At 63.6% G+C, this 25,430-nt stretch carries 21 protein-coding genes; 5 read left to right on the plus strand and 16 right to left on the minus strand.

The features are described 5' to 3' along the window. Nucleotides 1–111: 111 nt before the first annotated feature. Together P9875_RS09165 and P9875_RS09170 are read right to left on the minus strand one after the other, a co-directional pair. Nucleotides 112–1,032, minus strand: coding sequence for a LysR family transcriptional regulator (locus P9875_RS09165; protein WP_278318182.1), 921 nt, complete (start codon nucleotides 1,030–1,032; stop codon nucleotides 112–114). A 77-nt stretch (nucleotides 1,033–1,109) separates the two neighbouring features. After that, nucleotides 1,110–1,808 carry a UPF0149 family protein gene (locus tag P9875_RS09170; RefSeq protein WP_035825997.1) on the minus strand — a complete coding sequence of 233 codons (699 nt, stop codon included), beginning with the start codon at nucleotides 1,806–1,808 and terminating at the stop codon, nucleotides 1,110–1,112. A gap of 103 nt (nucleotides 1,809–1,911) precedes the next feature. On the opposite strand from P9875_RS09170, the gene P9875_RS09175 reads away from it, so the two are divergent. Both P9875_RS09175 and P9875_RS09180 read left to right on the plus strand, forming a co-directional pair. After that, on the plus strand, nucleotides 1,912–2,925 hold the full coding sequence (locus tag P9875_RS09175; protein WP_219310721.1) for a serine/threonine protein kinase: 1,014 nt from the start codon (nucleotides 1,912–1,914) through the stop codon (nucleotides 2,923–2,925). A 125-nt stretch (nucleotides 2,926–3,050) separates the two neighbouring features. After that, complete coding sequence (locus tag P9875_RS09180) at nucleotides 3,051–5,483, plus strand: hypothetical protein (RefSeq protein WP_278318183.1); 2,433 nt, start codon at nucleotides 3,051–3,053, stop codon at nucleotides 5,481–5,483. Nucleotides 5,484–5,493: 10 nt separating this feature from the next. Here the strand turns inward: P9875_RS09180 and P9875_RS09185 are convergent, their stop codons facing one another. From P9875_RS09185 to P9875_RS09235, 11 genes are all read right to left on the minus strand, one after another. Next, complete coding sequence (locus P9875_RS09185; protein WP_278318184.1) at nucleotides 5,494–6,447, minus strand: hypothetical protein; 954 nt, start codon at nucleotides 6,445–6,447, stop codon at nucleotides 5,494–5,496. A gap of 202 nt (nucleotides 6,448–6,649) precedes the next feature. After that, nucleotides 6,650–7,024 (minus strand): hypothetical protein, encoded by a 375-nt coding sequence (locus P9875_RS09190; protein WP_070224711.1) that lies wholly within the window; start codon nucleotides 7,022–7,024, stop codon nucleotides 6,650–6,652. Nucleotides 7,025–7,048: 24 nt separating this feature from the next. After that, nucleotides 7,049–8,293 (minus strand): TerD family protein, encoded by a 1,245-nt coding sequence (locus P9875_RS09195; protein WP_278318185.1) that lies wholly within the window; start codon nucleotides 8,291–8,293, stop codon nucleotides 7,049–7,051. Beyond that, nucleotides 8,290–9,276 carry an HpcH/HpaI aldolase/citrate lyase family protein gene (locus P9875_RS09200; protein ID WP_278318186.1) on the minus strand — a complete coding sequence of 329 codons (987 nt, stop codon included), beginning with the start codon at nucleotides 9,274–9,276 and terminating at the stop codon, nucleotides 8,290–8,292. The genes P9875_RS09195 and P9875_RS09200 overlap by 4 nt, the downstream gene beginning before the upstream one ends. After that, a complete protein-coding gene (locus tag P9875_RS09205; protein WP_278318187.1) occupies nucleotides 9,269–10,375 on the minus strand; it encodes a cysteine protease StiP family protein in 1,107 nt (368 codons plus the stop codon). The genes P9875_RS09200 and P9875_RS09205 overlap by 8 nt, the downstream gene beginning before the upstream one ends. Continuing rightward, nucleotides 10,372–11,124, minus strand: a complete 753-nt coding sequence (locus P9875_RS09210) for an HAD family hydrolase (protein WP_099380495.1) — start codon at nucleotides 11,122–11,124, stop codon at nucleotides 10,372–10,374. Before P9875_RS09210 ends, P9875_RS09205 begins: the two co-directional genes overlap by 4 nt. Beyond that, complete coding sequence (locus P9875_RS09215) at nucleotides 11,102–12,259, minus strand: phosphoribosyltransferase domain-containing protein (RefSeq protein WP_278318188.1); 1,158 nt, start codon at nucleotides 12,257–12,259, stop codon at nucleotides 11,102–11,104. Before P9875_RS09215 ends, P9875_RS09210 begins: the two co-directional genes overlap by 23 nt. Continuing rightward, nucleotides 12,256–13,293: an ATP-grasp domain-containing protein gene (locus P9875_RS09220; protein ID WP_278318189.1), complete on the minus strand. Its 1,038-nt coding sequence runs from the start codon at nucleotides 13,291–13,293 to the stop codon at nucleotides 12,256–12,258. The genes P9875_RS09215 and P9875_RS09220 overlap by 4 nt, the downstream gene beginning before the upstream one ends. A 95-nt stretch (nucleotides 13,294–13,388) precedes the next feature. Beyond that, nucleotides 13,389–14,105: a TIGR00266 family protein gene (locus tag P9875_RS09225; RefSeq protein ID WP_035826041.1), complete on the minus strand. Its 717-nt coding sequence runs from the start codon at nucleotides 14,103–14,105 to the stop codon at nucleotides 13,389–13,391. Between the two features lie 64 nt (nucleotides 14,106–14,169). Beyond that, on the minus strand, nucleotides 14,170–14,745 hold the full coding sequence (locus P9875_RS09230; protein ID WP_046682304.1) for a TerD family protein: 576 nt from the start codon (nucleotides 14,743–14,745) through the stop codon (nucleotides 14,170–14,172). A 100-nt stretch (nucleotides 14,746–14,845) separates the two neighbouring features. Then, entirely contained in the window at nucleotides 14,846–15,928 is a 1,083-nt protein-coding gene (locus tag P9875_RS09235; RefSeq protein ID WP_219310730.1) for a DUF475 domain-containing protein, read from the minus strand. Between the two features lie 246 nt (nucleotides 15,929–16,174). Between P9875_RS09235 and P9875_RS09240 the strand changes: the two genes are divergently transcribed. The 3 genes from P9875_RS09240 to P9875_RS09250 all read left to right on the plus strand — a co-directional run bounded on the left by P9875_RS09240 (nucleotide 16,175) and on the right by P9875_RS09250 (nucleotide 21,238). Further along, entirely contained in the window at nucleotides 16,175–16,600 is a 426-nt protein-coding gene (locus tag P9875_RS09240; RefSeq protein ID WP_035826045.1) for a divergent PAP2 family protein, read from the plus strand. A 240-nt stretch (nucleotides 16,601–16,840) separates the two neighbouring features. Further along, nucleotides 16,841–18,013: an efflux RND transporter periplasmic adaptor subunit gene (locus P9875_RS09245; RefSeq protein WP_035826047.1), complete on the plus strand. Its 1,173-nt coding sequence runs from the start codon at nucleotides 16,841–16,843 to the stop codon at nucleotides 18,011–18,013. 3 nt (nucleotides 18,014–18,016) lie between these two features. Further along, entirely contained in the window at nucleotides 18,017–21,238 is a 3,222-nt protein-coding gene (locus P9875_RS09250) for an efflux RND transporter permease subunit (RefSeq protein ID WP_035826049.1), read from the plus strand. A gap of 94 nt (nucleotides 21,239–21,332) precedes the next feature. Here the strand turns inward: P9875_RS09250 and P9875_RS09255 are convergent, their stop codons facing one another. The 3 genes from P9875_RS09255 to P9875_RS09265 all read right to left on the minus strand — a co-directional run bounded on the left by P9875_RS09255 (nucleotide 21,333) and on the right by P9875_RS09265 (nucleotide 25,401). Then, the gene (locus P9875_RS09255; RefSeq protein ID WP_278318190.1) at nucleotides 21,333–21,716 is read right to left on the minus strand and encodes a hypothetical protein; all 384 of its coding nucleotides are present in this window, start codon (nucleotides 21,714–21,716) and stop codon (nucleotides 21,333–21,335) included. A gap of 237 nt (nucleotides 21,717–21,953) precedes the next feature. Beyond that, entirely contained in the window at nucleotides 21,954–22,877 is a 924-nt protein-coding gene (locus P9875_RS09260; protein WP_278318191.1) for an SAM hydrolase/SAM-dependent halogenase family protein, read from the minus strand. Nucleotides 22,878–22,893: 16 nt separating this feature from the next. Beyond that, complete coding sequence (locus P9875_RS09265) at nucleotides 22,894–25,401, minus strand: TonB-dependent receptor plug domain-containing protein (RefSeq protein ID WP_278318192.1); 2,508 nt, start codon at nucleotides 25,399–25,401, stop codon at nucleotides 22,894–22,896. Between the last annotated feature and the right edge of the window lie 29 nt (nucleotides 25,402–25,430).

The following is a 25,430-nucleotide window of genomic DNA, read 5'->3' on the forward strand; positions in this document are numbered from 1 at the left end:
CTCCGTGGATGAGGATCAGTCCACGCAGTATAGGTAGCCGTTAATATTGTGAAAATTGATAATTAAGGAAGTCTGAATTGCGTCTGACGCAATGATGGGTGAGTTCAGTCCCTAGGTACCTGGCAGCGCGCTGCCGCACAGCTCCTTGATCATGCGGCGCAGCCAGCGGTGCGCATGGTCGTGGTCGAGGCGCGGGTGCCAGGCCTGGAAGACTTCCACGCTGTCGACGGGAATCGGCAGTTCGAAGGTGCGCAGCTTCAGGCCCAGGCGCTCGACGATGGCCAGCAGCGGTGTGGGCATCAGCGGCAGCAGCAGGCGCGAATCGGCCACGGCGAAGATGGCGGACTGGAAGTTGGGGCTGATCAGCGAAACCCGGCGCGTGTAGCCCCGCTCGGCCAAGGCCGTATCGAACGGGCCGCGCGCCAGGCCGCGCCGCGAGACGCTGATATGTTCGTACTCGGTAAAGCTGTCGAGGTTGATGGGGCCGTCGAAGATCGGGTGGTCGCTGCGGGCGATGCCGACAAAGCCGCTGGTAAACAGCTGCTGCAGCTTGATGTCGGGCGCAAAGGCGCGCCGCGCGCTGATATACAGGTCGACGCGGCCCGCGTGCAGGGCGTCGTTTTCCGTGGCGCCATCGCCTTCGGGCACGAAGCGCAGCACCGTGTGCGGCGCGTGCACGGCCAGCAGGTCGCGCAGCTTGCCGCCGTAGGCGCCGACAAACACGTCGTTGGCGCACAGGCTGAAGGTGCGTTCCAGGGTGCGCAAGTCGATTTCACGACCGGACGTGAAGATGGCGTGCGCCTGCTCCACCACGCCGCGCACCTGCTCGCGCAATTCCAGCGCGCGCGGGGTGGGCGCCAGGCCGCGCCCGGAGCGCACGAAGACGGGGTCGCCGATGGCGTCGCGGATGCGCGCCAGGGTGCGGCTCATGGCCGGCGCGCTCAAGTTCATGCGCCGCGCGGCGGCCACGGCGCTGCCTTCCTCGAGCAGGATGTCGAGGGCGACGAGCAGGTTCAGGTCGGGGAGTTTCATGCGCCGATTATAGCCCGGGGGCCAGCGCCGGCGCTGCGCCGGCAGGACGCCGGCGCAACAGGGATGCTACTGCGCGATTACTCGGCTGCCGGCTCGGCGCCGCAGCATTTCTTGAACTTCTTGCCGCTGCCGCAAGGGCAGTCGTCGTTGCGGCCCACTTTCGGCTCTTCGCGCTTCATGGTTTGCACCGGTGCCTTGCGGCGCGGGACCCAGAAACGGTGGATGGCCGGCAGGTTCGCTTCCAGTTCCTGCGCCAGCTTGTGCGCCTTGACCGGGTCTTCCACCAGTTTCAGCTCTTCTTCCTTGATTTCGTCGGCGCCCAGCAGGTAGATAGGCTGCATCAGTTCGGCCACTTCGGAATCCCAGATCTCGTTCCACGAGCCCGGACGCAGTTCCATGCCGTCCCAGAAGCCCCAGCACCACGCTTCGGCGTCGATCAGGGTCTGGCCTTCGTAGTCGTGTTCGACGAACAGCGCTTCGAACTCCTTCGGCGCCACTTCGAATGTCACCAGCACTTCGTTCATGAAGCGCATGATCAGGTTGACGATGCGCTCTTCTTCCTTGCTGTTCTTGAATTTTGGCGCATCTTCGGCGTTTTCGCCCCACACGCGCGGCAACCATTCGGCCGGCATGATCGGTTCCGGGCCGATGGCGACGGCCGTCAGATAGCCGTGCAGCATATCCATGGTCATCGCGTCCTCGGAGCAGCGCTCCGACAACAGGAATTGGTCTAATTCGTCGAATTCTTTTTCTGATAATGGCTGTTCGAGTTGCATGGCTTGCTCTTTGATTGAATGTAAGGCGTCAGTATACGCCTTGCTGCGGCTTGCCGCCGAAGTGTTTGCACCGGCGGCCCGCGCGCGCCTTACAATGTCGCTTATGCACAATGAAAACCAGCCGCACGAGGACGACCGGCCCGTCCATCCCTTTTCCGCCCTGAGCCCTGATTGCGTGCTCGACGCCCTCGACAGCGTGGGCTTGCGCGGCGATGGCCGCCTGCTGGCCCTGAACAGCTATGAAAACCGCGTCTACCAGGTGGGCATCGAAGACAGCGCGCCCTTGGTGGCCAAGTTTTACCGCCCCGCGCGCTGGACCGATACGGCCATCCTGGAAGAGCATGCGTTCGTGTCCGAGCTGGTCGAGCGCGAAATACAGGTGGTGCCGGCGCTGTCCATCAACGGCAGCACCCTGCACCAGTACCAGGGCTTCCGCTTTGCCGTCTTCCCCCGCCACGGCGGCCGCGCGCCCGAACTGGACGACCCGGCCACCCTGGAATGGATAGGGCGCTTCATCGGCCGCATCCACGCCGTCGGCGCGCTGTCGACCTACAAGGAGCGGCCGGCGCTCGACCACCAGACGTTTGGCGTCGAGCCGCGCGAGTTTCTATTGGAAGGCAATTTCCTGCCGCCCGAACTGCTGGCCGCATATTCCAGCGTGGCGCAGCAGGCGCTCGACGGCGTCAAGCGCTGCTATGACCGCGCGGGCGACGTGGCCATGTTGCGCACGCACGGCGATTGCCATGGCGGCAATGTGCTGTGGACGGACGCCGGCCCCCATTTCGTCGATTTCGACGATAGCCGCATGGGCCCGGCCATCCAGGATCTGTGGATGATGCTGTCGGGCGAGCGCAGCGACCAGGTGCGGCAGATGAGCGACATCCTGGCCGGCTACGAAGATTTTTGCGATTTCGACCCGCGCCAGCTGTACCTGGTCGAAGCGCTGCGCACCCTGCGCCTGATCCATTATTCGGCCTGGCTGGCGCGCCGCTGGGACGATCCCGCCTTCCCCGTCGCCTTCCCGTGGTTCAACACGCAGCGCTACTGGCAGGACCGCATCCTGGAATTGCGCGAGCAGGTGGCGTTGATGGATGAAGCGCCTTTGTGGCCCATTTGACCTAAACGCCCGAAAAGGGCGGTAAACATCCTTCTTCTTGCTGCGCTGATTTGTGCATGCCTGTTCGATAATGGTGGTAATAAATTCCTAGAAGCAACGGAATTCACCCGAACAAGCGAGAAATCATGCAAGCACAGCAAAATCAGCGCCAGGCCGCCTCCCTTACCGTCGCGTATTGCGCCGACGACGAGTTCGACCAGGACAGCATGGTCTCGCTGCATGATTTCAAGGACCTGGAAAGCAAGGCGGAAGCGCCGGCCCCGGTCGCCATCGCCGCACCCCAGCCGCAAGCCGAGCCGGCAGCCGAAGCCGATGCCAAGGCGCCCGCCGCGGAACGCCAGAAAATGGAATTGAAAGCCATCCACGAGGCGATTGCCCGCGTGGAAGCGGAAGCGAAGGCCACCTGCGCTGCCGAAAGCCGCGCGCTGGCCGAAGCGCGCGTGCGCTCGCTGGCCGAGGACCGTGCCGCCATCGACGCGGCCGCCGCCGCCGCCGCACAGCAAAATGCGCAGGCCGCCGAAGAAGCGATTGCCGCCAACCGCGAACGCCTCGACACCATGCGCGCCGCCGCGCAAGCGAGCGTGGCGCGCCTGGAAGCCGTCAAGCAGGAAACGGCCGAACTGCGTGCCCGCGTGGAGTCCGATAATGAAATCCGCCTGGCCGCCGAACAGCGTTCGCGCGCCGAGCAGGAAAGCCGCTTGCGCGCCAGCGAGCAAGTGGCGGTGCAGTCTGAACTGGCCGAGCAAGCCGCCCGCGCCGCCGAGGAATTGCAGGTGCAGACGGAGCAGGCGCGCCTGCAGGCCGTCGAGCGCGTCGCCGCCGTGCAGGCAGCCAAGGAAGAAATGGTGGGCATCGCCTCGGCCGACGCCAGAGTCGCCGTGCTGGCGCGCGAACGCGAGCGCCATGCCCACGGTGCGCGCCAGACGGCGCAGATGCTGGCCGAAGCGGAAAGCGAAGCGCTGGACTTGACGGTGCAGCGCGAGCGCGCCGACCAGATCGCGCTGGAATCGGCCTTCAACCGTGCCGCCGCCGAAGTGCGCGCCCTGGAAGAAGCGCGCGCGCTGGCGCACCTGGAACAGGAACGCGAAGCCATCGCGCTGGCGCAGGCGGAATCGGAACGCCATGCGGCCCAATCGCTGCGTTTGCGCCTGCAGACGGAAAAGGAATTGCGCGACGCGGCCATCCACCGCGAGCGCCTGGAAATGGTCGCCGTGGCCAGCGCGCAGGCGCGCCGCGATGCCGACGTGCGCATCCTGGCCGCCACCGAGGCGCGCATCGAGGTGGACCGCCAGCTGCGCGCCGTGGCGCTGGCTCGCGTGACGGCCGAACAGGATGCGGAAATCGCCGGCCACGCCAAGCTGGAAGCGGAAACGGCCGCACTCGAACAGACCAAGGCACGCGAAGCGGCCGAACAGGCAGCCGCCGTGGCGGCAGCCCGCGAACTGGAAGAGCAGCAGCGCGCCGCCAGTCTGGCGCACGAACGCGCCGAACTGGCGCGCCAGACGGCGGAACTGGCCGCCAGCCAGAACGCAGCCGAGCAGGCCGAAGTCGATGCCGGTAAGGCGACCTTGGCCGCGCAGGAACAGGCATCGCAACTGGCGCAGGAAAAAGCCCGTCAGGCAGAGCAGCTGCTGCAGGCGGAGCAGGAGCGCCTGGCCGCCGAACAAGCCGCCATCGCCGCCCTGAAAGAAAAACTGGAAGCGGAAGCGCTGGCGTGCAACGCGGCGCAGGAACGCATCGCCGCCGAAGGCGCGCAAGCGGAACTGCTGCGCGGCCAGCACGCGGCCGAACAGGCTTTGCGGGAAGCGGCGCAAAAGGAAGCGGACGCCATCCGCATCCTGATGGACCAGGCGCTGGTCGAAGGTGAAAAAAAGGCCGCTGCCGCGCAAGCCGTGCAGGCGCAGGCGCGCCTGGCCGTGGAACTGGGACAAGTGCATAGCGAGCGCGCCCGCGTGGAAGAAGACAAGGCGCAAGCGGCCGATGCGCTGCTGGCGTCAGAGCGCGATTTCGTCGCGGCCGAACGCGAGTCGCTGGCCCTGATCGCGCAAAAACTGGTGCAGCAGCGCCAGACCAGCAGTGCCGAAGAACGCGCCTCGCAAGCCATCGCCGGCCGCCTGGAAGTGGAAAAGCAGGCGACGGCGGCAGCCGAAGCGCGCGCCGCCATGGAACAGCAGGCGCTCGACGCCATGCGCCAGCGCGAGCAGCTGGAACTGGCCGCGCAGCGGGCCGCCAGCGAAAAGCTCGACGCGCAGCAAGCCTTGCTGGCCAGCGCCCAGGCCCATGCCGCCCTGCAGCGCAAGGCAGCCGAGACGACGCGCGCGATGGCCGAGGCCAAGCAGCAATTGCTGGAGATGGAAACGGCACGCGCGCAGCAGCAGGAACGGGAACTGGCCGCCCTGCGCGCCAGCCTGGAGCAACCGCAAAGCGCGTTTTCCAGCTCCCTGACCGCCGCCCGCGCGAAAGCCGAACAGGTGAGCTCGGCCAGTTTGACGCGTGAAGTGATCGAGAGATTGACGCAGCCGAATGAGTCAGCCGGCGCCGTATGGCGTTCGCGCTAGGCTCGAACGTTTAAAACTTCCTGCCCACGCCCACCAGCAACACATCCGCATCGCGGTGGTAATCCGTTACCACCCGGTTCCACGCCACTTGCGCCAGCCAGTGGCGGTTGACGTGGTAGCGGGCCACGGCTGACAGCAAGCCTGTCAGGCGCGTGTCGTGGCCCTGGGTGTCGCGGCCGTCCCAGGCCACGTAGGGCCCGGCGCCCATGCCGAATTCCACCTTTTCATTGAGCGAGCGGATCAGCCACAGCTGGGCCGCCGCGCCGCGCCGGTGCGCCAGCACCGTGCTGCCTTCATCGAGCGCGCTGACCGTCCAGTCCACGTATTTTCCCGCCGCGCGCCGGTATTCCAGGGTGAACGGGCGCGAGGACTCGGAGCGCAAGCTGTTGACGATGGTGTGGCCGGTCGATAAGGTCAAGGTGTCGTCGTACGCCCAGTTCTGCAAGTGCAGCTTGGCGCCCGGCACCCCATCATAGCGGTAGCCGGCGCCGATCAACAGGTGCGTGGTGTTGTCCTTGCCATCGGGCTTGATACGGTTGAGCTGCGCTTGCGCATACCAGCGGTTGTCGAACTGCCAGCGCGCCTGCAGGCTGACGATGGAAGCCCAGCCGTGGTCATTGTCGAAATTGTGCGGCGCTTCGTCCGTCCTGGCCGTGTCGAAGAAAAAATAGCGGCCCACGCCGGCGCCCAGCATCAGCCCCTGGGCCACGTTTTTCGTGCGCAGCCAGACCTGGCCCGCCATGCCGTCGCGGTGATGGTCGTCCGGGTGCCCTTCGTTGATATATGACAGGCTCAGCGCATTGTAATTGCCCACGGGCTGCGTGTAGCTGATGGCGCCGACAAAGGTGCGCTCCCTGGTCGAGTGTACCTTCAGGGCGCCGGCCATGCCGGACAGGTCCTGTGCCTGGGCGGACAGGGGGAGTGAGGCGGCCAGCAGGGTCAGGAAGGTGGCTTGTATGCGCATGACGTTTCCAGTGACAGAGGTGAAGACACGCTAACGGTCGTCTGGCGGCGCATCATGCGATTGCGCAAGCATCTTGCGGTTTGATTACATTTGTAAATGGTTTAGCCAGAATGCGGCACACGAAGACATTGAGGGGGGGGGGAGGCGCCGGCCTGGAAAGGCTGGCCGGCGCGATGTTTCTGAAGTTACTGGACTTGCGGTATTACTGGCTCAATACGACTTTATCGGCAAAATATTCCGTCTCGCCGAAGCATTGCGTGGGCACGCCCTTGTGCTGGCTGTAGGTGACGAGAATGCGCTTGCCGGCGGCGGCCGACAGTTGCTTGGCCACCTCTTCATCGCGCACGCTGAACTGGAATTTTTCCGGGATGGTGCCCGGCAGCGCGGTGAGCAGTAATTCACCCTCCCATGTCTTGCAAATCCAGCCCCGCTTGGAGAACTTTTGCAGGTAGCCCGCCCGTTCGCCTTCCGAGTACGAGAAGCTGAGGGCCATCCACGTGTAGGCTGCCAGCAGCAGGAAGCCGGCCACGAGGAAGATGGCGAAGGCGAAGGTGACTTTTTTGGTCGTAGGGGTCATGGTAGGGTTGTTTAGGTAAAAGGATCAGTCCTTGCGGCCGGCTTTCCAGTTCAGACCAAAGTTATATCTTTCGTCCATGGCCTGGTGCGCCGTGATTTTACCTTGGCCGCCGAAGTATTCCACCAATTTTGTCACCTGCAGGTTGCCGCCGTGGTTTTCCAGCATGGCGATGGCGCACATGGCGTGCTGGCTATCGCTGTCGAGGCGCACTTCGACGGTCGGCTGGCCGGGAATTTCGATCGTCACGACGCCATCCGTGGCGGCCCAGTTCGGCACGCCTTCGTAGATGAAGGCGTAGACGAGCACGCGCTTGATCTGGTCGAAATGGGTGCCGTTGATGAAGATGTTTTCGCCGCTGCTGATGCTGCCCGTGCGGTCGTCGCCTTCCAGGTGGATATACGGCGGACGGTCGTAGGCACCCCAGCTGTTGCCCAGCGCCTGCACGGCGCTCTTGGCCCCGCCGCTCATTTCGAACAGGCAGCCGATATCGAGGTCGATGCCGCCCGAACGGCCGGCCGGTTTGTTGAACAGCTTGCCGAGGAAGCCCGTGTCCAGCTTCGAGGCGGGCGCCTGGCCTTGCGACGCGTTCTGATTCCAGTTCAGGTTGACCCGGATGCGGCCATAGCCGCCGCTGTCGCGCTTGTCGAGCGAAATCTTGTCGCCGCGTTTTTCCAGGCGAATTTTCGACAGCGAGATTTTATTCGCCGGTGGCGGGGCCGCTGGCGCAGGCACGGAAGCCGGCGCTGGCGCCGGGGACGACGAAGCCGCCTCGCTGCCGCCAAAGTGCTTCAGCAGCGCCGCCAGGCCGCCCGCGAAACCCTGGCCCACGGCGCCGAAGCGCCAGCTGCCGTCGCGGCGATACAGTTCGCCGATGATGACGGCTTTCTCGTCCTGGAAGTCATTGCCCGTGAAGGCAAACGTGGCCGCCTGGCCCAGCGCCATGCTGGAGTTGCCCAGCGCGCGCATGCTGCCCTGTTCCGTCGCCGCAGTAAACACCAGCTTGTCGATCGAGGCGGGCAGGCGGGCCAGGTCGACCTGGAAGGTGGAGCGGGGGCCGTTCAAGTCCACCGTGATGGCGTTGTCCGGCGCGCTTTTCTGGTTGAAGAAGACCATGTAGCGGTCGTCCGACAGCTTGCCGGCCGCATCGACGCCGAAGCAGCTGACGTCCACTTCCATCGAACCCGAAACGATATCGAGCGTGACGGCAAACGGGCCATTCAAGCCCAGGTCCGCCAGTTTGCCTTTTTGTCCGCGTGTGAAATTGGTCATGGTCGTGCAATCCCTTCGTCGCTTGAGAGTTGAATCAATGAGGTAGTCGGATGGTGCGCGGCGGCGCCATCGGCCGCATGGCGGATGCCGAACAGGCGCGCTTGCTCGATGATGCGCAGCGCCCAGCTACTGTGGGTCGCCACTTCGCACATCGATTCCTGCATGCGGAACACGGCCGGGCTGTCCGGGTCGATGATGCGCAGCGCCAGTTCGATGTCCGACTGCGCCACCTGGTAGTGGCGTTCGATCTGCGGCACCTGGTCCGGGTGGATGGCCGTCTTGGCGATCATGCCGTGCGCCATGTCCTGCGCCACTTCGGCATCCAGCCAGCTGCCTTGCGACAGGTGCTCGAAGACGGGCGCCGTCAGCTGGAAGCCGTGCGGCTTGAAGATGGTGACCAGGCGGCCGATGACCTGGCCCAGCGGCGTTTGATAGATGGTGCCGCTGGTGGGGCGGCGCAGTCCCAGCAGAGCCAGCAGATCGTTGCCGCCGATGCGCAGGGCCAGGATGCGGCGGCGCACTTCCGGCGCCGACAAAATGATGCGGAACTGCTTCATTTCCTCGTCGTCGAACACTTCCGCCGTTTCCAGCGTCGGCATCAACAGATGATGCGTATGGCGCACCAGCTCGAAATACGCGCTGAAGTTGTGGCGCGTGGATTTCGGCAGCACGAAGCCGCTCAATTTGTCGGCGCCGGGCATGCCCAGCACGCGCGCCAGCACCTCGAGATTGCGCACGCGCACGAAGCGCAAGGTATCCGATTCGTCGCACATGTTTTGCAGCGCCAGCGACAAATTGAACAGCGCGTAACTGAGGTCGCGTTCCGCGATGGCGTCTTCGGTGCAAAGTATGACCGAACGCAAATGGCTGAATTTGTCGCCATTGGCGATCGCCAGCAAATCCTTGTGCGTGGTCGGCACGTACATGGAGGCGCCCAGCGCCGCCTTATGCTCACTTTGTGGGTGTAGGGAGTTGTTATCCATCGACTGCGCTCCTGATAAGGGCGACCGCCTGGTAAGGCAGCGCCGGTTCTACTGTGACGGGTATGGCTTTTTCCTGCGCCAGAAGCAGCAAATGTGCCACGTCCGGCGCATTCGTGTCGCGCACGATCAGGCGCTCGGGCACGCGGCGCAGCAGCACGCGCGTCGCTTCGCCGATGCCTGGCTTGATCAGATTGATGTCGCTGATGCCGTATTCCTGCTGCGCGGCGGCCATGTAGGCTTGCGAGCGGGCCGCCATGGCTGGCGCATCGCTCGCTTCGGCCAGAGGGATGCCGCTGCTGGCGGCAATCGCCACGGCGTCGGCCACCAGGCCGTCGGCGAAAGCGCGCGACTGGTCGTGCGCTTCGAACTGCGCGTAGTACACGCAGCCATGGAAGTCGCCGGGGGCTATGGCATCATTGAGCACGGAGCGGCTGACCAGGCCCGAGACGGTGGCATTCAAGATGCTCGACGGGATCAGGTAGTCGCTGGCCGAGGCGGCGCAGGCGGCCGTGCCGGCCAGGTCGGACAGCACGAACAGACCGCCGTCGATCGCCGTGCCATGCGCCGCATTGAAGTCGTTGACCGTCTGGCGCAGTTCGCGCGAAATCACGCCCTTGCCCGTCCAGCCGTCGACGAAGACGATGGAGTCGGCCGCATGGCCGTGCGCCAGGATGTGGTGCAGGGCATTCGCGTCGATGCCGCGGTCGCGGATGATGGAGACGGAATAATGGCTGCACTCGCGCTGGAACACCTGGCGCAGCAGGTGACCCAGGATGACTCCCACGGGCGTGCCGGCGCGCGCCAGCGACACCAGTGTGATGGGGCCCGTGCGGCGCGCCGCGATCAGGGCCGCCAGGCGCAGGCAGTCGCGCGCCATTTGCAGCCGGTTGGCCGCGAACGCGCTCTGGAACAGCGCCAGGTAGGCGGGCGAAGGCAAGGACTCTGGCGACAGCATTTCGCTGTAGTGGCGCTGGCCCGACTGGATCAGGCGCTCTTTTTCGGCCAGGTCGAGGATCGGTTCAAGCGCCATGGGCGTCAGCAGAAACTCCACGTCTTCCTGGCGGTAGCTGCCGCTGAAATGCTGCTTGCCGTCGGTCATAGCGCCGCCACCGTGAGTGCCGCCAGCTGGGTGCCGTTGGGGATGATGGCGTAGTCGCAGGCGGCCATGAAGCGCGCGTCCGAGCGGCTGTCGCCCATGCCGAAGCTGACGATGGGGCCATGTTCGGCTTCCAGTTCCGCGCGCAGGTAGGCGACGGCGCGCGCCTTGTTCAAGGTCTTCGGCAGCACGGCCAGGTTGTTGCCATTGCGGTGGATGAAGTAGTCGGCGCCTTCGGTTGCGATCCACTGCTGCAGCACTTGTTCTTCGATGTCGGCCAGGCGTTCGCCGCGCGCTTCATGGTCCTTGACGACGATGTAGAACGGCGTGTTGTAGTCCTCGATCAGGCGCGCGCGCGAGGGCATGCCCGTCTTGACCTGGAAATCGTCGATGATGCGCATGGCGTCCCGCAGACCGGGCAAGGCCGTCTGCATGTCGTTCTGCATCAGGGACAGCCAGCCCGCGTCGAGCGCGCCGCCCGGCTGCAGCACGATGCCGCCGTAATCGAGCACGCTGTAGCTGGTGAACGGCAGGTCGACGCGGCGGAAGGCGTCGCCATTTCTCGCCGTGGCGGGGATCAGGGTCATGCCGCTTTGCGCGAATTCAAAGAAGGCGCGCTGGCGTGCCGTCGTAAACGAGCAGGCATCGCCATTTTTCAAATACGCGGCCGCTTGCAAATCGGTCTCGCCGGGGCATTTCTTAGGGGTCTGGAACAGTGTGTCGTCCAGATCAACAAACAGGAATTTCTTCAATTTTGGTCTCTGACTGAAAGTGGAACAGGCGGCCATTCAACTGGCCGGCGAGTTGCATGAGGGCCGGGCTGGCCGGGGTTTCATGGCAGATGAAAACGTGCTGGTACTGGCCAGGCGCCACGTTGTACAGGTAATTGGCGATGCCTTCGCCGTAGTTGTCGTCGCAGTTGACGATGTGGCTGACGGAGCCCCATGACAGGATCGGCGAGCGCGTGGTCGACTGCACCACGACGTTCTTGCCCAGCGCTTCGAGTTCGCGCGCCAGCAGGAACGACGGGTGCATGAATTCGCCCGTGCCCAGCACCAGCACGGAGTCGCCGGCGCCGATTTCCTGCGCCAGCTGCACCGCCAGGCCTTGCGGCGGCGTCAAGGCGCGTCCCACGCCGATGCGGCCGAACGCCGGGCTGGCGCCCCGTTCCGCATTCGCTTCGAAACGCTGCGCGCTGGCCGCCACGGGAGCAGGCGCAGCGCCGGCCTGGAAGGCGTAGTGGCCAGACAAGGCTGCGCCTATGCTGGTGGGCAGGCCTAAACGCTCACTCAAGCCCGCGTTGGCGGCCTGGCCCATGAAATTGGTGATCACGCCCAGGTGCAGCTTTTCCAGCTGCGGATAGCGCGCGCGGCACACTTGCACCAGGTTGGCGAAGGTGTTGCCGGTCGACGCTTCATCGTCGATCAGCACCAGGCTGCGGGCAGTGGGAAACAGCGCGCTGGCAGCGTCCGACAAATGCAGAAACTGGCGCGGCGCGTGGCTGTGCGATTCTTCGAATTCGAAGAAGGGCACCGTGCCCACGCGGTAGCGCGAGCTGTGCAAAAACAGCGCTTTTCCGTTCGGATTGGCGCGCAGCCACGCTTCGAACACGCCCTGGCCCAGGCCGACGGCCGTTTCCGCCATGGCGATGAAGACGACGGGACCGGGCAGGCTGGGAGGAATCTGCGCGGCCAGGTCGTCGTGGATGGTTTGCATGGCGCGCGGCGTGACGGGCCAGTGCTTGCCCAGCACCTTGGACAGGAACAGGAAGCCCCGCTTGGCGTTGGCGCGCGCGGCAAAGCCGATCAGCCAGTCCAGCGGAAAGCGCGCCTCGTCCACCTTCAAGGTCAGTTCGCCCGTGGGCATCTGCTGCCTGACGATGTTCATGGCAGCTCCACGGCGTAGGCGGCTTCGCCCACGCGCATGCCTTCGGCGATGGCGGGCACGGTGAGCTTGTCAAAGCCCTGGTCGAAACCGGCCAGCGCCAGGTAGGGCAGGTTGGGGCCGGCCGCGCACGCCATGCCGATGCCGCCCGACATGCGCGGATTGATCTCCAGCAGCGCCAGGCCATGCGCGCCTACACGGAACTGGATGTTGAAGACGCCATTCAAGCGGTAGTCGCGCGCCAGTTTGTCGCAGGCCGCCAGCAGGTCGTCGCGCAGTTCGATCAGCTGGCCGCTGCCGCCTCCGTTTAGCTTCTTGCGCGGCACGGCGCACACGAGCGTGCCCTGGTCGGCGACGCAGTCGGCGCTGTATTCGTGGCCATCGAGGTATTCCATCAGCAGCAGGGTCTTGAACGATGCCATTTGCGCGAGGCCCGTGCGCAGCTCTTGCGCATTGATCTGGTAGGCGGCGCCGGCCAGCAGCAGCTGCGCGCTGCTGCGTTCTTCATCGAGAATGGCAAAGCCCAGGGCATACACGGATTCGGACGGTTTGATGCACAGTTTGCGATGCAGCGGGCGCAGCTCGGCGTAGGCGGCATCGTATTCTTCGATGGTGGTCACGGCGCGGTAGTCGGCCGGGCGCGCCATGGGCAGATCGAGGCCGGCGCAGAAGCGCGCCTTGTCGTGCATCAAATTCAGGGTCTCTTCGCTGGCCACGCTGAGTACGCGCGTGCCGATGGCGGCGAAGCGCGCGCTGGCGCTGCCGATCAGGCCCGCTTCCTTGCCGGGCCAGAAAATCGTGATGTTGCGCTCGCGGCAAAATTCCAGGCACCACTCGACATAATTGAGGCCCGTGAGGCCCGATGGTTCGACCGCGTATTCGTGCGCCGACAAAAAGGCGGCCGCATGCGCGTTCGTATTGCTGCACACGATGTGGTAGCGCGGCTTGCCGCCGGTGGCGGCCATGTCGGCCTCGCGGATCAAACGCATGGCCGTGCCGACCGAGGAAAATGTTTTGTTGAACCAGACTCTTTGCATGTACGGGGACCGGGTGGAAATAGGGGAAGCCGCGCGCAGGTGCGCGCGCGGGGAGTCTAAACGACCAGACTTAACCTGGCCTTAGAGGGAAGGGGTCAGCCGGCTTTGCCCGACGCCGTCCACTTCAGGAACGCATCGCGGTTGCGCGAGCAGATGAACACCTTGCCCGAGCCGGAAAAGCGCAGCACGATGCCTTCGCCGCTGGTCACGCTATTGACGATATTGCCGAGGAAGCCGCCGATGCCGCCGCCGCTGGCACCGCCGCCCGTGGTGACGGAAATCTCGTATTTCAGGCTGTTGTCCCAGCAGACCACGTGGGAATTGTCGATCACGACATCCTTGCCCGGCTCGACGTCGAGCTGGAACATGGAGCCGAAGCCCGACACCACCACTTGTCCCGTGCCTGCCGTCTCCATGACGAAGAAGCCGCCCGACTGGGCGAACAAGGCGTTGCCGATGCTTTGCGTGCGCACCTTCATCTCCGTGCCCGAGGTGGCGGCGACAAAGGCGCCGTCGTTGAGCAGGTACTGGCGCGCGCCCACGTCGACCACTTCGATGGCGCCCGGCAGGGTGGGCGAGAGCAGGCAGTCGCCGCTGCCGCGCACCGCTTCGATGTGCTGCTGGAAGAACGATTCGCCATTCGCGAAGCGGCGCATGATGGCGCTACCCAGGCCGCCCGTCATCTTGCCCTTCAAGTCCAGCGCCGTTTCCATCATCACCATCGCATCGGATTCGCAATAGATGGTTTCGCCCTGCTTCATGCTGACGTGGAGGAAAGGATCGACGTCGCCCGTGACACTAAATACTGGCATGATAAATCTCCAAAAAAAAGCCGCCTGAATACGTCCAGGCGGCTATGTTTAGCGCATAAAACGTTTAGGCATTGACGCCGAACGAGCGAGCCAATGGGCCCAGGCCGCCGTTGAAGCCCTGGCCGATGGCCTTGAACTTCCATTCGCCGTTGTAGCGGTAGATTTCGCCAAAGATCATCGCCGTTTCCGTCGAGCTGTCTTCGGACAGGTCGTAGCGGGCGATTTCTTTTTCGCCTTCCGCGTTCAGGCAGCGGATGAAGGCTTTCGAGACCATGCCGAAATTCTGGCGGCGCGCGTCGGCGTCGTGAATGGTGACGGTGATGCTGATGCGGTCGATATCGGCCGGCACGCGGGTCAGGTCGATTTCGATGCGCTCATCGTCGCCTTCGCCTTCGCCCGTCGTGTTGTCGCCAGTGTGGACGACGGAACCGTCGGTCGACTTCAGGTTGTTGTAGAAGATGAAGTCAGAGTCGCCACGGACTTTGCCGTCGCTTTTCAGGAGGAAAGCACTACCGTCAAGGTCGAAGGTGGCGCCGTCCGTCGAACGAGGATCCCAGCCGAGGCCGACGATGATCTTCTTCAGGTTCGGTGCTTCCTTGCTCAGGTTGACGTTGCCGCCTTTTTGCAAACTGATTGCCATGTGGTGCTCCTTTAGTAATTAAGTGCAAACATTCCTTCATGGGATGAGCGCTAGGGCGCTCGTGCCATTACTCTTTCAATTGGGGGCGAAACCCCCGATTTCAAGCTTGCGCCGCGTGCCGTTTGCGATAACGCAGCGACGACCACAGCGAGACCAGGATGAAGGCCACGCCCGACAGGCCCGTGAACCACTCCGGAATATGGTACTTGACGGACGCCAGCATGATCAAGGCAAGGATGCCGATCGCATAATGGGCGCCGTGCTCGAGGTAGACGAATTCGTCGAGGGTGCCCTTGTGCACCAGGAACACCGTCATCGAGCGCACGAACATGGCGCCGATGGCCAGGCCCAGCATGATGATGACGACGTCGTTGGTGATGGCAAAGGCGCCGATCACGCCGTCAAAGCTGAACGAGGCGTCCAGCACTTCCAGGTACAGGAAGCCGCCGATACTGCCGCGCGCCACCGTTTTCACGAGGTCGCCATTGCCGTTTCTGGCTGGCGCGGCGCCTTCTTCCGCCTCATCCTGCAAGTCCGGTTCGCCTTCTTCCAGCAAGCCGCTGATCCAGTTCACGCCGATGTAGACGGCGATGCCGACGATGCCCGACGCGAGCACGCTGTATTTTTCGTCCGCAGGGCCCATGGCCACGCAGGCGGCCACGGCGCCCATGGTGATCAGCACGGCCAGGCTTTCGGTGCCCAGCGCGTTGACTTTTTCCTCGGCCCAGCCCAGCCAGTGCAACTCTTTTTCATCGTCGAACAGGAAGTTCAGGAACACCAGCAGCAAAAAGGCGCCGCCGAAGGCCGCCACTTGCGCATGGTTGTCCGTCAGGTGCTTGGCATACACATCGGGCGTCGTGGTGGCCATGGTCCACACGTCGACCAGGCCCAGGCCCGTGGCGACGGAAACGATGACCAGCGGGAACAGCAGCCGCATGCCGAAGACGGCCACGAGGATACCGACCGTCAGGAACAGTTTTTGCCAGAATTCATTCCAGTGGCGCAAGACCGAGGCATTCACCACGGCATTGTCGAACGACAGCGACACTTCCATGATGCCCAGCACGCCCGTGATCCACAGCGCCTGGATCATGCCGGCCATGCCGCCATGGCTGTAACCCCACCAGCCCGACACCGCCATCAGGATAAAAGTGACTAAAAAGGAAATTCTGAAATGCCGCATGAGGACCCCGTTGCAAGTATGAAAGACGTTTGATTATCCGCGCCGCTGTGCGCGCCGCACTCAGTGTTGATATACGTCAATTGTTGTATATGCCATGATTTTATATGATCGCCGCCGCCGGCGGCGTTTTTATGGACTGGCGATAGACAGTTCTGCTGGCGCGGATGATCTGCGATAATTGCGGCGCACCTGTCTGGCTGCCGCAGCCCCTGACACACTCTCTACATATATAAGAAGGAATACCCCGTGGATATCGCTTACCTCGTCACGCCCCTGATCGCCTGGATCCTGGTCGGTCCGATCAAATTCCTGATCAACAGTGTCCGCACGCGGCAATGGGCGTTCGGCCTGGTCGGCAACGGCGGCTTTCCGAGCAACCATAGCGCAGTCGTTTCCAGCATGGCAACTTTGATCGCCTTGCGCGAAGGTATCGGCCATCCAGCCTTTGGCGTGGCGGTGACCTTGGCCTTCATCGTCATCATCGACGCCAACAGCCTGCGCCAGCACGTGGGCAAGCAGGCGGCCGCCATCAACCGCCTGGCCGGAGAAGCGGCCAGCGCCGCGCACAAGACCTTGCGCGAGCGCATGGGTCATACCCTGGTGGAAATCGCCGGCGGGCTGTGCACGGGCGTGGCCATCGGTTTCCTGATCAACACCGTGTTTGCCCGCTAAGTTCGCTTCTCCTGAAACGCAAAACCCCGCTTGAAGGCGGGGTTTTGCGTTTCAGGGCGTAAAAACTACGTTTCATCCATTCATTAAAGCATTACAGGAAACCGCCGATTGACATGCCCGGACACGCTCATGGATACTTTGGCGCTTGTGGTTTTAATAAAAAAATTATGCCTGCTATCGCTTGCAGCCCTATCCGGGCCGCGCGGACGGTAGTGGTGCTATCTATCCGGAGAATTACCCATGTTGCGCAAAACCCTGTTTGTTCTGGCAATCGCTTCTGCCCTGGCCGCCTGCGGCAAAGAGTCCAAAGACCCCGGCAAGGGCGGCAAGAATGCCAAGGAACAGGCGAGCGCTGCCGTCAATTTGCTGGTATCCCCGGAAGACTTGCTGACCATCCAGAGCAATGCGCTGGCGTCGGGCCCCGTCATCACCGGTTCCGTGCAGCCTGAGCGCAACGCGGACTTGCGCGCTGAAGTGTCGGCCGTGGTGCTCCAGGTCCTGAAGGAAAACGGTGAAGTCGTCAAACGGGGCGACGTGCTGGTGCGCCTGGATGAAACGTCCATCCGCGACAGCCTCAACTCGGCCGAGGAAGCCAGCCGCGCCGCCAGCCAGGTGCTGGAACAGTCCGAACGCATGTTCCAGCGCATGAAAACCCTGCGCGCCTCGGGCATGACGTCGACGCAGGCGCTGGAAGACGCGGAAATTCGCCGCAACAATGCACAGAGCGATTTGTCCGCCGCGAAAAGCCGCGCCGTGCAAGCCCGTCAGCAGCTGCAGCGCACCCTCGTGCGCGCGCCGTTCGACGGCATCGTGAGCGAGCGCAAGGTATCGAATGGCGATACGGCGCAAATCGGCAAGGAATTGATCAAGGTCATCGATCCAACCAGCATGCGCCTCGAAGGCCTGGTGTCGGCCGACAAGATCGGCGTCGTCAAGGTGGGCCAGCCCGTGCTGTTCCGCATCAATGGTTATCCAGGCCAGGATTTCGCGGGCAAGGTGCGCCGCGTCGATCCTGCCGCCAATACCGTCACGCGCCAGGTGGCCGTGCTGGTCGATTTCAACGACAAGGAACAGCCGCGCGTGGCCGGCCTGTACGCGGAAGGGCGCATCGAGACGGAAACCGTCAGCGCGCTGATGATACCCGACTCGGCCCTGGTGAAGGCGGGCGACGTTACGTACACGTGGAAAGTCAAGGACAAGGCTTTACATAAAGTCAACTTGCGCATCGGTGCGCGCGACGTGCGCACGGGCCAGTGGGAAGTGCAAAGCGGTCTGGCCAGCGGCGACACCGTGCTGCGCACGCCGGGCTCGACCTTCAAGGATGGACAGAAAGTGGAATTGACGGCAGCCAAAGCCGTGCCAGCGGCCGCCGTGGCCAGCAGCAGCACCGCCGTTGCCGGTAAAGGAAACTAAGCCATGTTCCTTTCCGATTTCAGTATCAAGCGGCCCACCGCCACCATCGTCCTGATCCTGGCCATGATGTGCGTCGGCTTGCTGGCGCTCAAGAAATTGCGCGTCAACCAGAATCCGGACGTCGAAGTGCCGTTCATCGTCGTCAGCATTCCTTATCCGGGCGCATCGCCCGACACGGTCGAGCGCGAAGTGGTGAACCGCCTGGAAAAATCATTGCAAAGCATTTCCGGCGTGACCGAAGTCAACAGCGATTCGAATGAAGGTTCGGCCAGCATCTTCCTGAAGTTTTCCTTCAATACCAATTTGATCGAAGCGTCCGACAATATCCGCAATGCGATTGCCGCCGTGCGCTACAAGTTGCCGACGGAAATGCGCGAGCCCATCCTGCAGCGCATCGACCCGGCCGCCGAACCGATCATGCAGCTGGCGCTGTCGTCGAATGCGCAAAGCCATGCGGAAATTTCGCGCCTGGCCGAAGACGTGCTGTCAGACCGCTTTCGCACCGTCGATGGCGTGGCGCTGGTCAACGTGGGCGGCTCGCTGAAACGCGAACTGTCCGTGCTGCTGCGGGCGGAAAAATTGCGTGAATACAATGTGTCCGTCAGCGACGTCGTGACCGCCTTGCGCAACCAGAACACGAATGCCCCGGTGGGCAAGGTGCGCGGCACCCTGGACGAGAAAAGCATCCGCCTGGTCGGCCGCATCGAGTCGCCAAGCGACTTCGAAAAAGTGGTGATCAAGCGCCGTGGCGAGGAAATCGTGCGCCTGGCGCAAGTGGCCACCATCGAGGATGGCTTTGCCGAAGTCAACAGCCTGAGCATGCGCAGCGGCAAGCCCAACGTGGGCATTTCGATCACCCGCGTGCGCGACGCCTCCACCGTCAGCGTGGCCAACAAGATCCGCGACATGGTGGCGGAAATCAACAAGACCTTGCCGAAAGGCACGATCCTGCAAGTGACGCGCGACGGCGGCGAAAACGCCCAGCATAGCTTGAACAATGTGATCGAATCGCTGGTGCTGGGCGCCGTGCTGACGATTTTCGTCGTCTACGCCTTCCTGAACTCGTGGCGTTCGACCCTGATCACGGCGCTGAGCCTGCCGACGTCCGTGATTGCCGCCTTCATTGCCGTGTGGCTGTGCGGCTTCACCCTGAACTTCATGACTCTGCTGGGCCTGTCGCTGGCCATTGGCGTGCTGATCGATGACGCCATCGTGGTGCGCGAAAACATCGTGCGCCACATGCAGATGGGCAAGGATCGCCGCACGGCCGCGCTGGAAGGCACGGCCGAGATCGGCATGGCCGTGGCCGCCACGACGTTTTCCATCATCGCCGTCTTCATTCCCGTGGCCTTCATGCCTGGTATCTCCGGCGAATGGTTCCGTCCGTTTGCCTTGACGGTGACGTGCTCGGTGCTCGTCAGCCTGGGCATCTCGTTTACGCTCGACCCGATGCTGTCGGCCTACTGGGGCGACCCGGTCGAGGAACACTCGGCGCCGAAAAAGGGTATTGGCCGCGTGCTGGAAAAATTCAACCACTGGTTCGACCATCAAGCCGACCGCTATGGCCGCGTGATCGCCTGGGCCCTGCATCACCGCCGCTGGATGGCCGTCATCGCCTTCGGCAGCCTGGTGGGCGCCATCGTCCTGCACTCCACGCATGGCGGCACGAGTTTCTTGCCGGCATCCGATTCGGGCAACTTGATGATTAATGTGCGCACGCCATCATCGAGCAGCATCGAGTATTCGCGTCTGAAACTGGAAGCGGCGGCCGTACTGGCGCGCACCTTGCCAGAAACCAAGGATACCAACAGCTCCATCAACGCGGGCGGCGGAAGAGTGTATGTCGACATCGGCAAGCGCAACACCCGCAAGCGTTCGGCCAAGGAAATCGCGGTCGAGCTGCGCGAGAAGATGTCGCGCCTGGTGGGCGCCGAATACGTGGTGCAGGATGACTTGAGCAACGGTTCGCAAAAGCCGATCCAGGTAGAATTCACGGGCCCGGATTCGCGTAAACTGATGGAAATCACGAATGCCTACATGGACAAGCTGCGCGCCATTCCCGGTGCCGTCGATGTGGGCTTGTCCGAGCAGGATCCGAAAAACGAGCTGCAGATTGAACTGAACCGTGGCTTGGCCAACTCGATGGGCATTTCCGTCAATGACGCGGCGCAATCGTTGCGCGTGGCGTTTGCCGGTGTGGAAGTGGGCGACTGGGTCGATCCGACGGGCGAGACGCGCGACGTGGCCGTGCGCCTGCATCCCGATGACCGCGTGGCGTCGGAAAACATCGAGCGCCTGCCGATCAGCGTGACGGGCACGTCGCAAATGGTGCCGCTCGACCAGATCGCCACCATCACCATGGGCAAGGGTCCGTCCGGCATCGAGCACAAGAATGGCAAGCGCACGATTACTGTGTCGGCCAATGCGCAGGGCCGCTCAAATGGCGAAGTGACGAGCGACGCCATGAAGCTGGCCAACTCCATCGACTTCCCGCCCGGCTACGGCCTGGCGCTGGGCGGCGCCGGCCAGGATCAGCAAGAACTGTTCACGGAAATGCTGATCGCGCTGGTGATGGGTATCGGCCTGATGTATTTGATCCTGGTGATGCAGTTCGGTTCCTTCACGGCGCCGGTGGCCGTGATGATGTCCTTGCCGCTCAGTTTGATTGGCGTGGTAGTGGCGCTGGTGATCACGAACAATACCCTCAACCTGATGAGCTTTATCGGCATCATCATGCTGATGGGCCTGGTCGCCAAGAACGCCATCCTGCTGCTCGACGCGGCGCGCAAGCGCGAGGAAGAGGGCCATGGCCGCGAAGACGCGCTGATGTATGCGGGCCGCATGCGTCTGCGCCCCATCCTGATGACGACGTTCGCGCTGATCGCCGGCATGTTCCCCGTGGCGCTGGGCCTGGGCGAGGGCGGCGAGTTCTATCGTCCATTGGCGATCGCCATCATCGGCGGCACCATCACGTCGACGATTCTGACCTTGCTGGTCGTGCCGACCTTTTACGACAGCATCGAGATCGCCCGCGATGGCGCCGTGGCCAAGTTCCACCGCCGCGCCGCGCGCATGCCTGTGGCCGTGGCCATGATATTGACCTTGCTCGAATGCGTGCTGACCTTGCTGATGGTGCGCTTCGTCTACCGCATGCTGAAGAAGGCCGTGCTGTTCCTGATGGGACGCCGCACGCCGAAGGCGACATCGGTCAGCCTGCAAAAGTAATACCGGGCCAAGGCGCAGCTTACGCTGTGCCGTGGTATTTCAAGAGCCTTCCTCGGAAGGCTCTTTTTTTGCCAGGCCAGCCAGCCAGGGCGCGCTAGCTGTTGCGCGGTGGTGGCGTGGTGCCGGTCCCGGTCCCCGTGCCAGTTCCCGTACCAGTCCCGGTTCCCGTGCCGGGCGTCGTTCCTGTGCCGGTGCCAGTTCCCGTGCCGTTATTGGGCGTGGTCGTGCCATCGGGATTGGTGGTGGTGCCCGGTGTCATGCCCGGCGTGGTGCCTGGCGTGGCCGGCGTGGTGGTGTCCGGATTGGTCGTGCCCGTGGTGCCGGATGTGCCGCTGGTGGCGGGCGGTGTCGCCGGCGCGGTGGCGGCGGGCGTAGCGGTGGTGTTGGTGTCGTTGCGTTTGTTGCAACCGCCCAGCAGCGCACAGACGATGGCGCTGCTGAGGACGAGCTTGCTGGTGGTCAGGAGTGTAGCCGTCATGATGATTCCTTTTCAGTGAAAGACTGTCGTGGAAACGCATGCCTCGCCAGATTGCGTATCTGGAACAAGGCTGGCATCGCTTGCAAGAATTAGAGTAGGTGGGATGGCACAGGTTCACCCGAGTTGCCCGTGCTGGGTGCTGGCGGAGGCGGGGAGAGCGCTGCGTTTGATGTAGCGCAAACCCGCATGGGATACGAAAACGGCCAGAGCAGGATGCCATGGCCGTTTTCGGGTGGTTTATTTGGCGGCAGGGGCCTTGCTCACTTCCACTTCCCAATCCACGCCCGATTCGATGTGATGCTTGGCAGCAAAGTCACCCTGGCTGATGGCGACGGCCACGTCGAGCAGGCTGTTCAGGTAGACCAGCGGCTTGCCCTTGGCGACGCCGCCAAACGTGTGCTCGAATGGCGCCGTCACCTTGGCCACTTGCTTACCTTTGTGCAAGATGCGTACTTGCAGCGGATCGTGCAGTTTTACTTGCAATTCGTCGAGCAGCGATTTCGGAATATTCGTCCACACATTGCCATATTTGACGTCGAGTACGGGCACGATGCCGCGGATGGTATTGCCGTCGCGTACAGGTTTTTGATACGCAATCTTGACCACCGATTCACTCGGCAATTGCGGGCCTACCTGTTCATACGTGATGGCGCCTGACGCCAGGCGCGCACCGACATACGCGTACACGTCGCGGCCATGGAAAGTGTACGACTCGGCGGAGCCGGCCAGGCGGTTGACCTTTTCATCGATTTCGCGCAGTTCGGCCACGCCGTCGCGTTCGGCGATCAGGGTGAACAGGCCATTGTCCGGCCCCACGAAGTAGCGTCCTCCCTTGGTTTTCAGCACCACCGACTTGCGATTGGTCCCCACGCCCGGGTCGATAACGGACACAAACACCGTGCCTTGCGGCCAGTAATTGGCCGTCTGATACAAGCGGTAGGCGCCCAGCCAGATGTCGTAGTCGGGAATCTGGTGCGTCAGGTCCGAGATGGTCAGTTGGGGATCGACGCCATAGGCCACGCCATGCATGGCCGACACGGCACCATCGGCCGTGCCGAAGTCCGTCATCAGCACCAGCGGAGATGCGGCTTGCGCTGCGGACAGCAGAAGGGCGCTCAGGCAGGCGCCGGCGACGAGGTGGGATATTTTCTTGATGATCATGTGAGCTTTCCGTGTCTTAGAAGGTGTAGCTGAGCTTGGCGTAGAAATACGCGCCGTTCACGCCGATGGGGTTGATGAAATTGTAGGGCAGGGCGCCGCCATACGTGGCGTTATTCGTTTCACGCACGCGCTGCGGATAGCGGTCGAGGATGTTGTTGCCGCCCACGCTCAAGGTCAGTTGCTTGCTCAGTTTCAATTGGCCTTCCAGGTCCAGCGACCAGACGGCGCCGAAGCGCTGTGCGGGGATGCCGTCGATCAGGGGCGCATCGCTGTCGTACGAAAAATCTTTCAGCTCGCCAAAGCGCGTGGCGCGCGCTTGCACGCCCCAGCCGGCCGCCTGCCAGTCGGCGCCGAGTATCAATTTGCTGTTGGGGGACGCATGTTTGATGCGGAACAAACTCGTCTCCGTCAGCAGGGTCAGACTTGGATCGATATTGGACAGCGCGGCGGCACTCTGGCGTACCTTGTCGAGGCTGGTCTTGTTCAGGTTCAGCGCCGCGTTCAGGTTCAGCTTGCCTGACGTGAACGACAGGTCGTGGTTCAGCACCACGTCCAGGCCCTTTGTGCGCGTGTCGAGCAGGTTGGCCAGGTAGGCGACGGACTGGATGTCGCTGCGGCCATTCGCGGCCAGGTAGGCCGTGACGGCGTCGCTTTGCAAGTCGCTCGAGCGCGTGATGCGGTCGCGGATGCGGATCACGTAGGCATCCACCGTCACGCTGGTGGCGGCGGCCGGTTTCCAGGCCAGGCCCAGCGAGACGTTGGTCGATTTTTCAGGTTTCAGCTGTTGCGCGCCGAAGCTGCGCGCCAGTGGGTCGCTGGCCGGCAGCAATGCCGCCGTTTGCAGGGCCGTGCCATCGGCGTTGAAGTTCAGTGTGGCGAAGCGGAAGCCCGTCTGCACGAGGGCCGGTGCGCGGAAGCTGTTCGACAGCGAGCCGCGCACGAGGAAATTATTCGTTACTTTATAGCGCGTGGACAGCTTGCCCGTGCTGGCGCTGCCGAAGTCGCTGTAGTCGGAATAGCGTGCGGCGGCGCCCACCAGCAGGCGCGGCGTGAGGTCGCTTTCCACGTCCGCATACACGGAGCGGATTTGCCGGCTGCCGTCATAGGCGTCCGATGGACGCAGGCCCGGTCCCGCCTGCGCGCCCGGTGGCGCATCCGTGAGGCTGCCGGCCGCGTACGAGGCAGGGTCGCCGGCCGAGCTGGTGTAGGTTTCGCGCATCCATTCGGCGCCCACCGCCACGCTCAAGGGGGCGGGCAAGCCGATGTCGATGCTGCGTGTGGCATCGATGTTCAGGGCGTTCTGGCGGAAGTCGAAACCGGCCAGCTTGAAACGCGTGGGGCTGGCCGCGCCCAGCGAGGCGTTGACGGAGTGGCTCACGCCGTAGTCAAAGCGGTCGCTGCCGTGGCGCGCGCTGGCGTCCCAGTTCCATTCGCCCGCGCTGCCGCGCACGCCGGCCACGATGCTGAGGTCGCGCTTGTCGCCGTTGGTGACGGGGCGGTAGCCGTTCGGATGCAGGGCCAGTACATTCGACGGGTCGCCCGGATAGCGGAAGTAGGCGCTGCCGTCCGACTTGCGTTCGTTCAAGGTGGCAAACGAGTACAGGTCCAGGCCGTTGGCCAGGGTGAGCTGGGTGTTGTAGAACAAATAGTTATTGCGCTGGCGCGAGTCGCCCGACTTGAACACGACCTTGCCGTCGAGCGCCTGGTCGGCTGGCGTGAAGTTGTAGGACGTCCAGCCCGCATCGCTGGGGCCGGCCCGTTCCGTGGGCGAGCGGCGCCGCGTTTCCGCGCCGAAGCGGAAGAAGCCCGCCTCGCCCAGCGGCACGCCATAGTCGGCGTTGACGATGACGGTCTGGCCATCCGTCAGGGTTTGATCGGTCGGCTCGAAATGCGTGTGGTTGGCGCCATAGCTGACGGAAGCGGCGCCGCCCGTGCGCGCCTTTTTCAGCACGATGTTGATGACACCCGCCACGGCATCGCTGCCGTACTGGGCGCCGGCGCCGTCGCGCAGGATTTCGATGTGGTCGATGGCGTTCGGCGGGATGGCGTTGATGTCGACCGGCACGGTGCCGGCGAAGCTGCTTTCCGTGTCGAGCACGGCGCTCGTGTGGCGGCGCTTGCCGTTGATCAGCACCAGCACCTGGTCGGGCGCCAGTCCCCGCAACTGGATGCCGCGCACCGAGTCCGACGCGCCGCTCGACTCGATGCGGGGGAAGTTGATCGACGGCGACAGGTTTTGCAGGGCCGCGCCCACGTCGCCCGTCGACAGCGCATTGCTCACTTCGCGCGCGCCGAAGCGGTCGATGGGCACGCTGCTGTCGAACACCGTGCGGTTGCGCGCGCGCGAACCGACGACGGTGACCTGGTCGATGCTGGCGCCGGCCGTTTCAGCGGCGCCGCCGGTGGTGGTCTGCGCGTCCTGGGCCCAGGCGGGCGCGGTGCCCAGCATGGCGCAGGCCAGCACGATGGCGCGCAGCGGCGTGGCGGGAAGGGAAGGCGTGGTGGTTGAATGGCGCGGATACAAGGCGGTGTCCTTTGGGCTCGATTAGTGTT

This window comes from Janthinobacterium rivuli (assembly GCF_029690045.1).
GTDB lineage: Bacteria > Pseudomonadota > Gammaproteobacteria > Burkholderiales > Burkholderiaceae_D > Janthinobacterium > Janthinobacterium rivuli.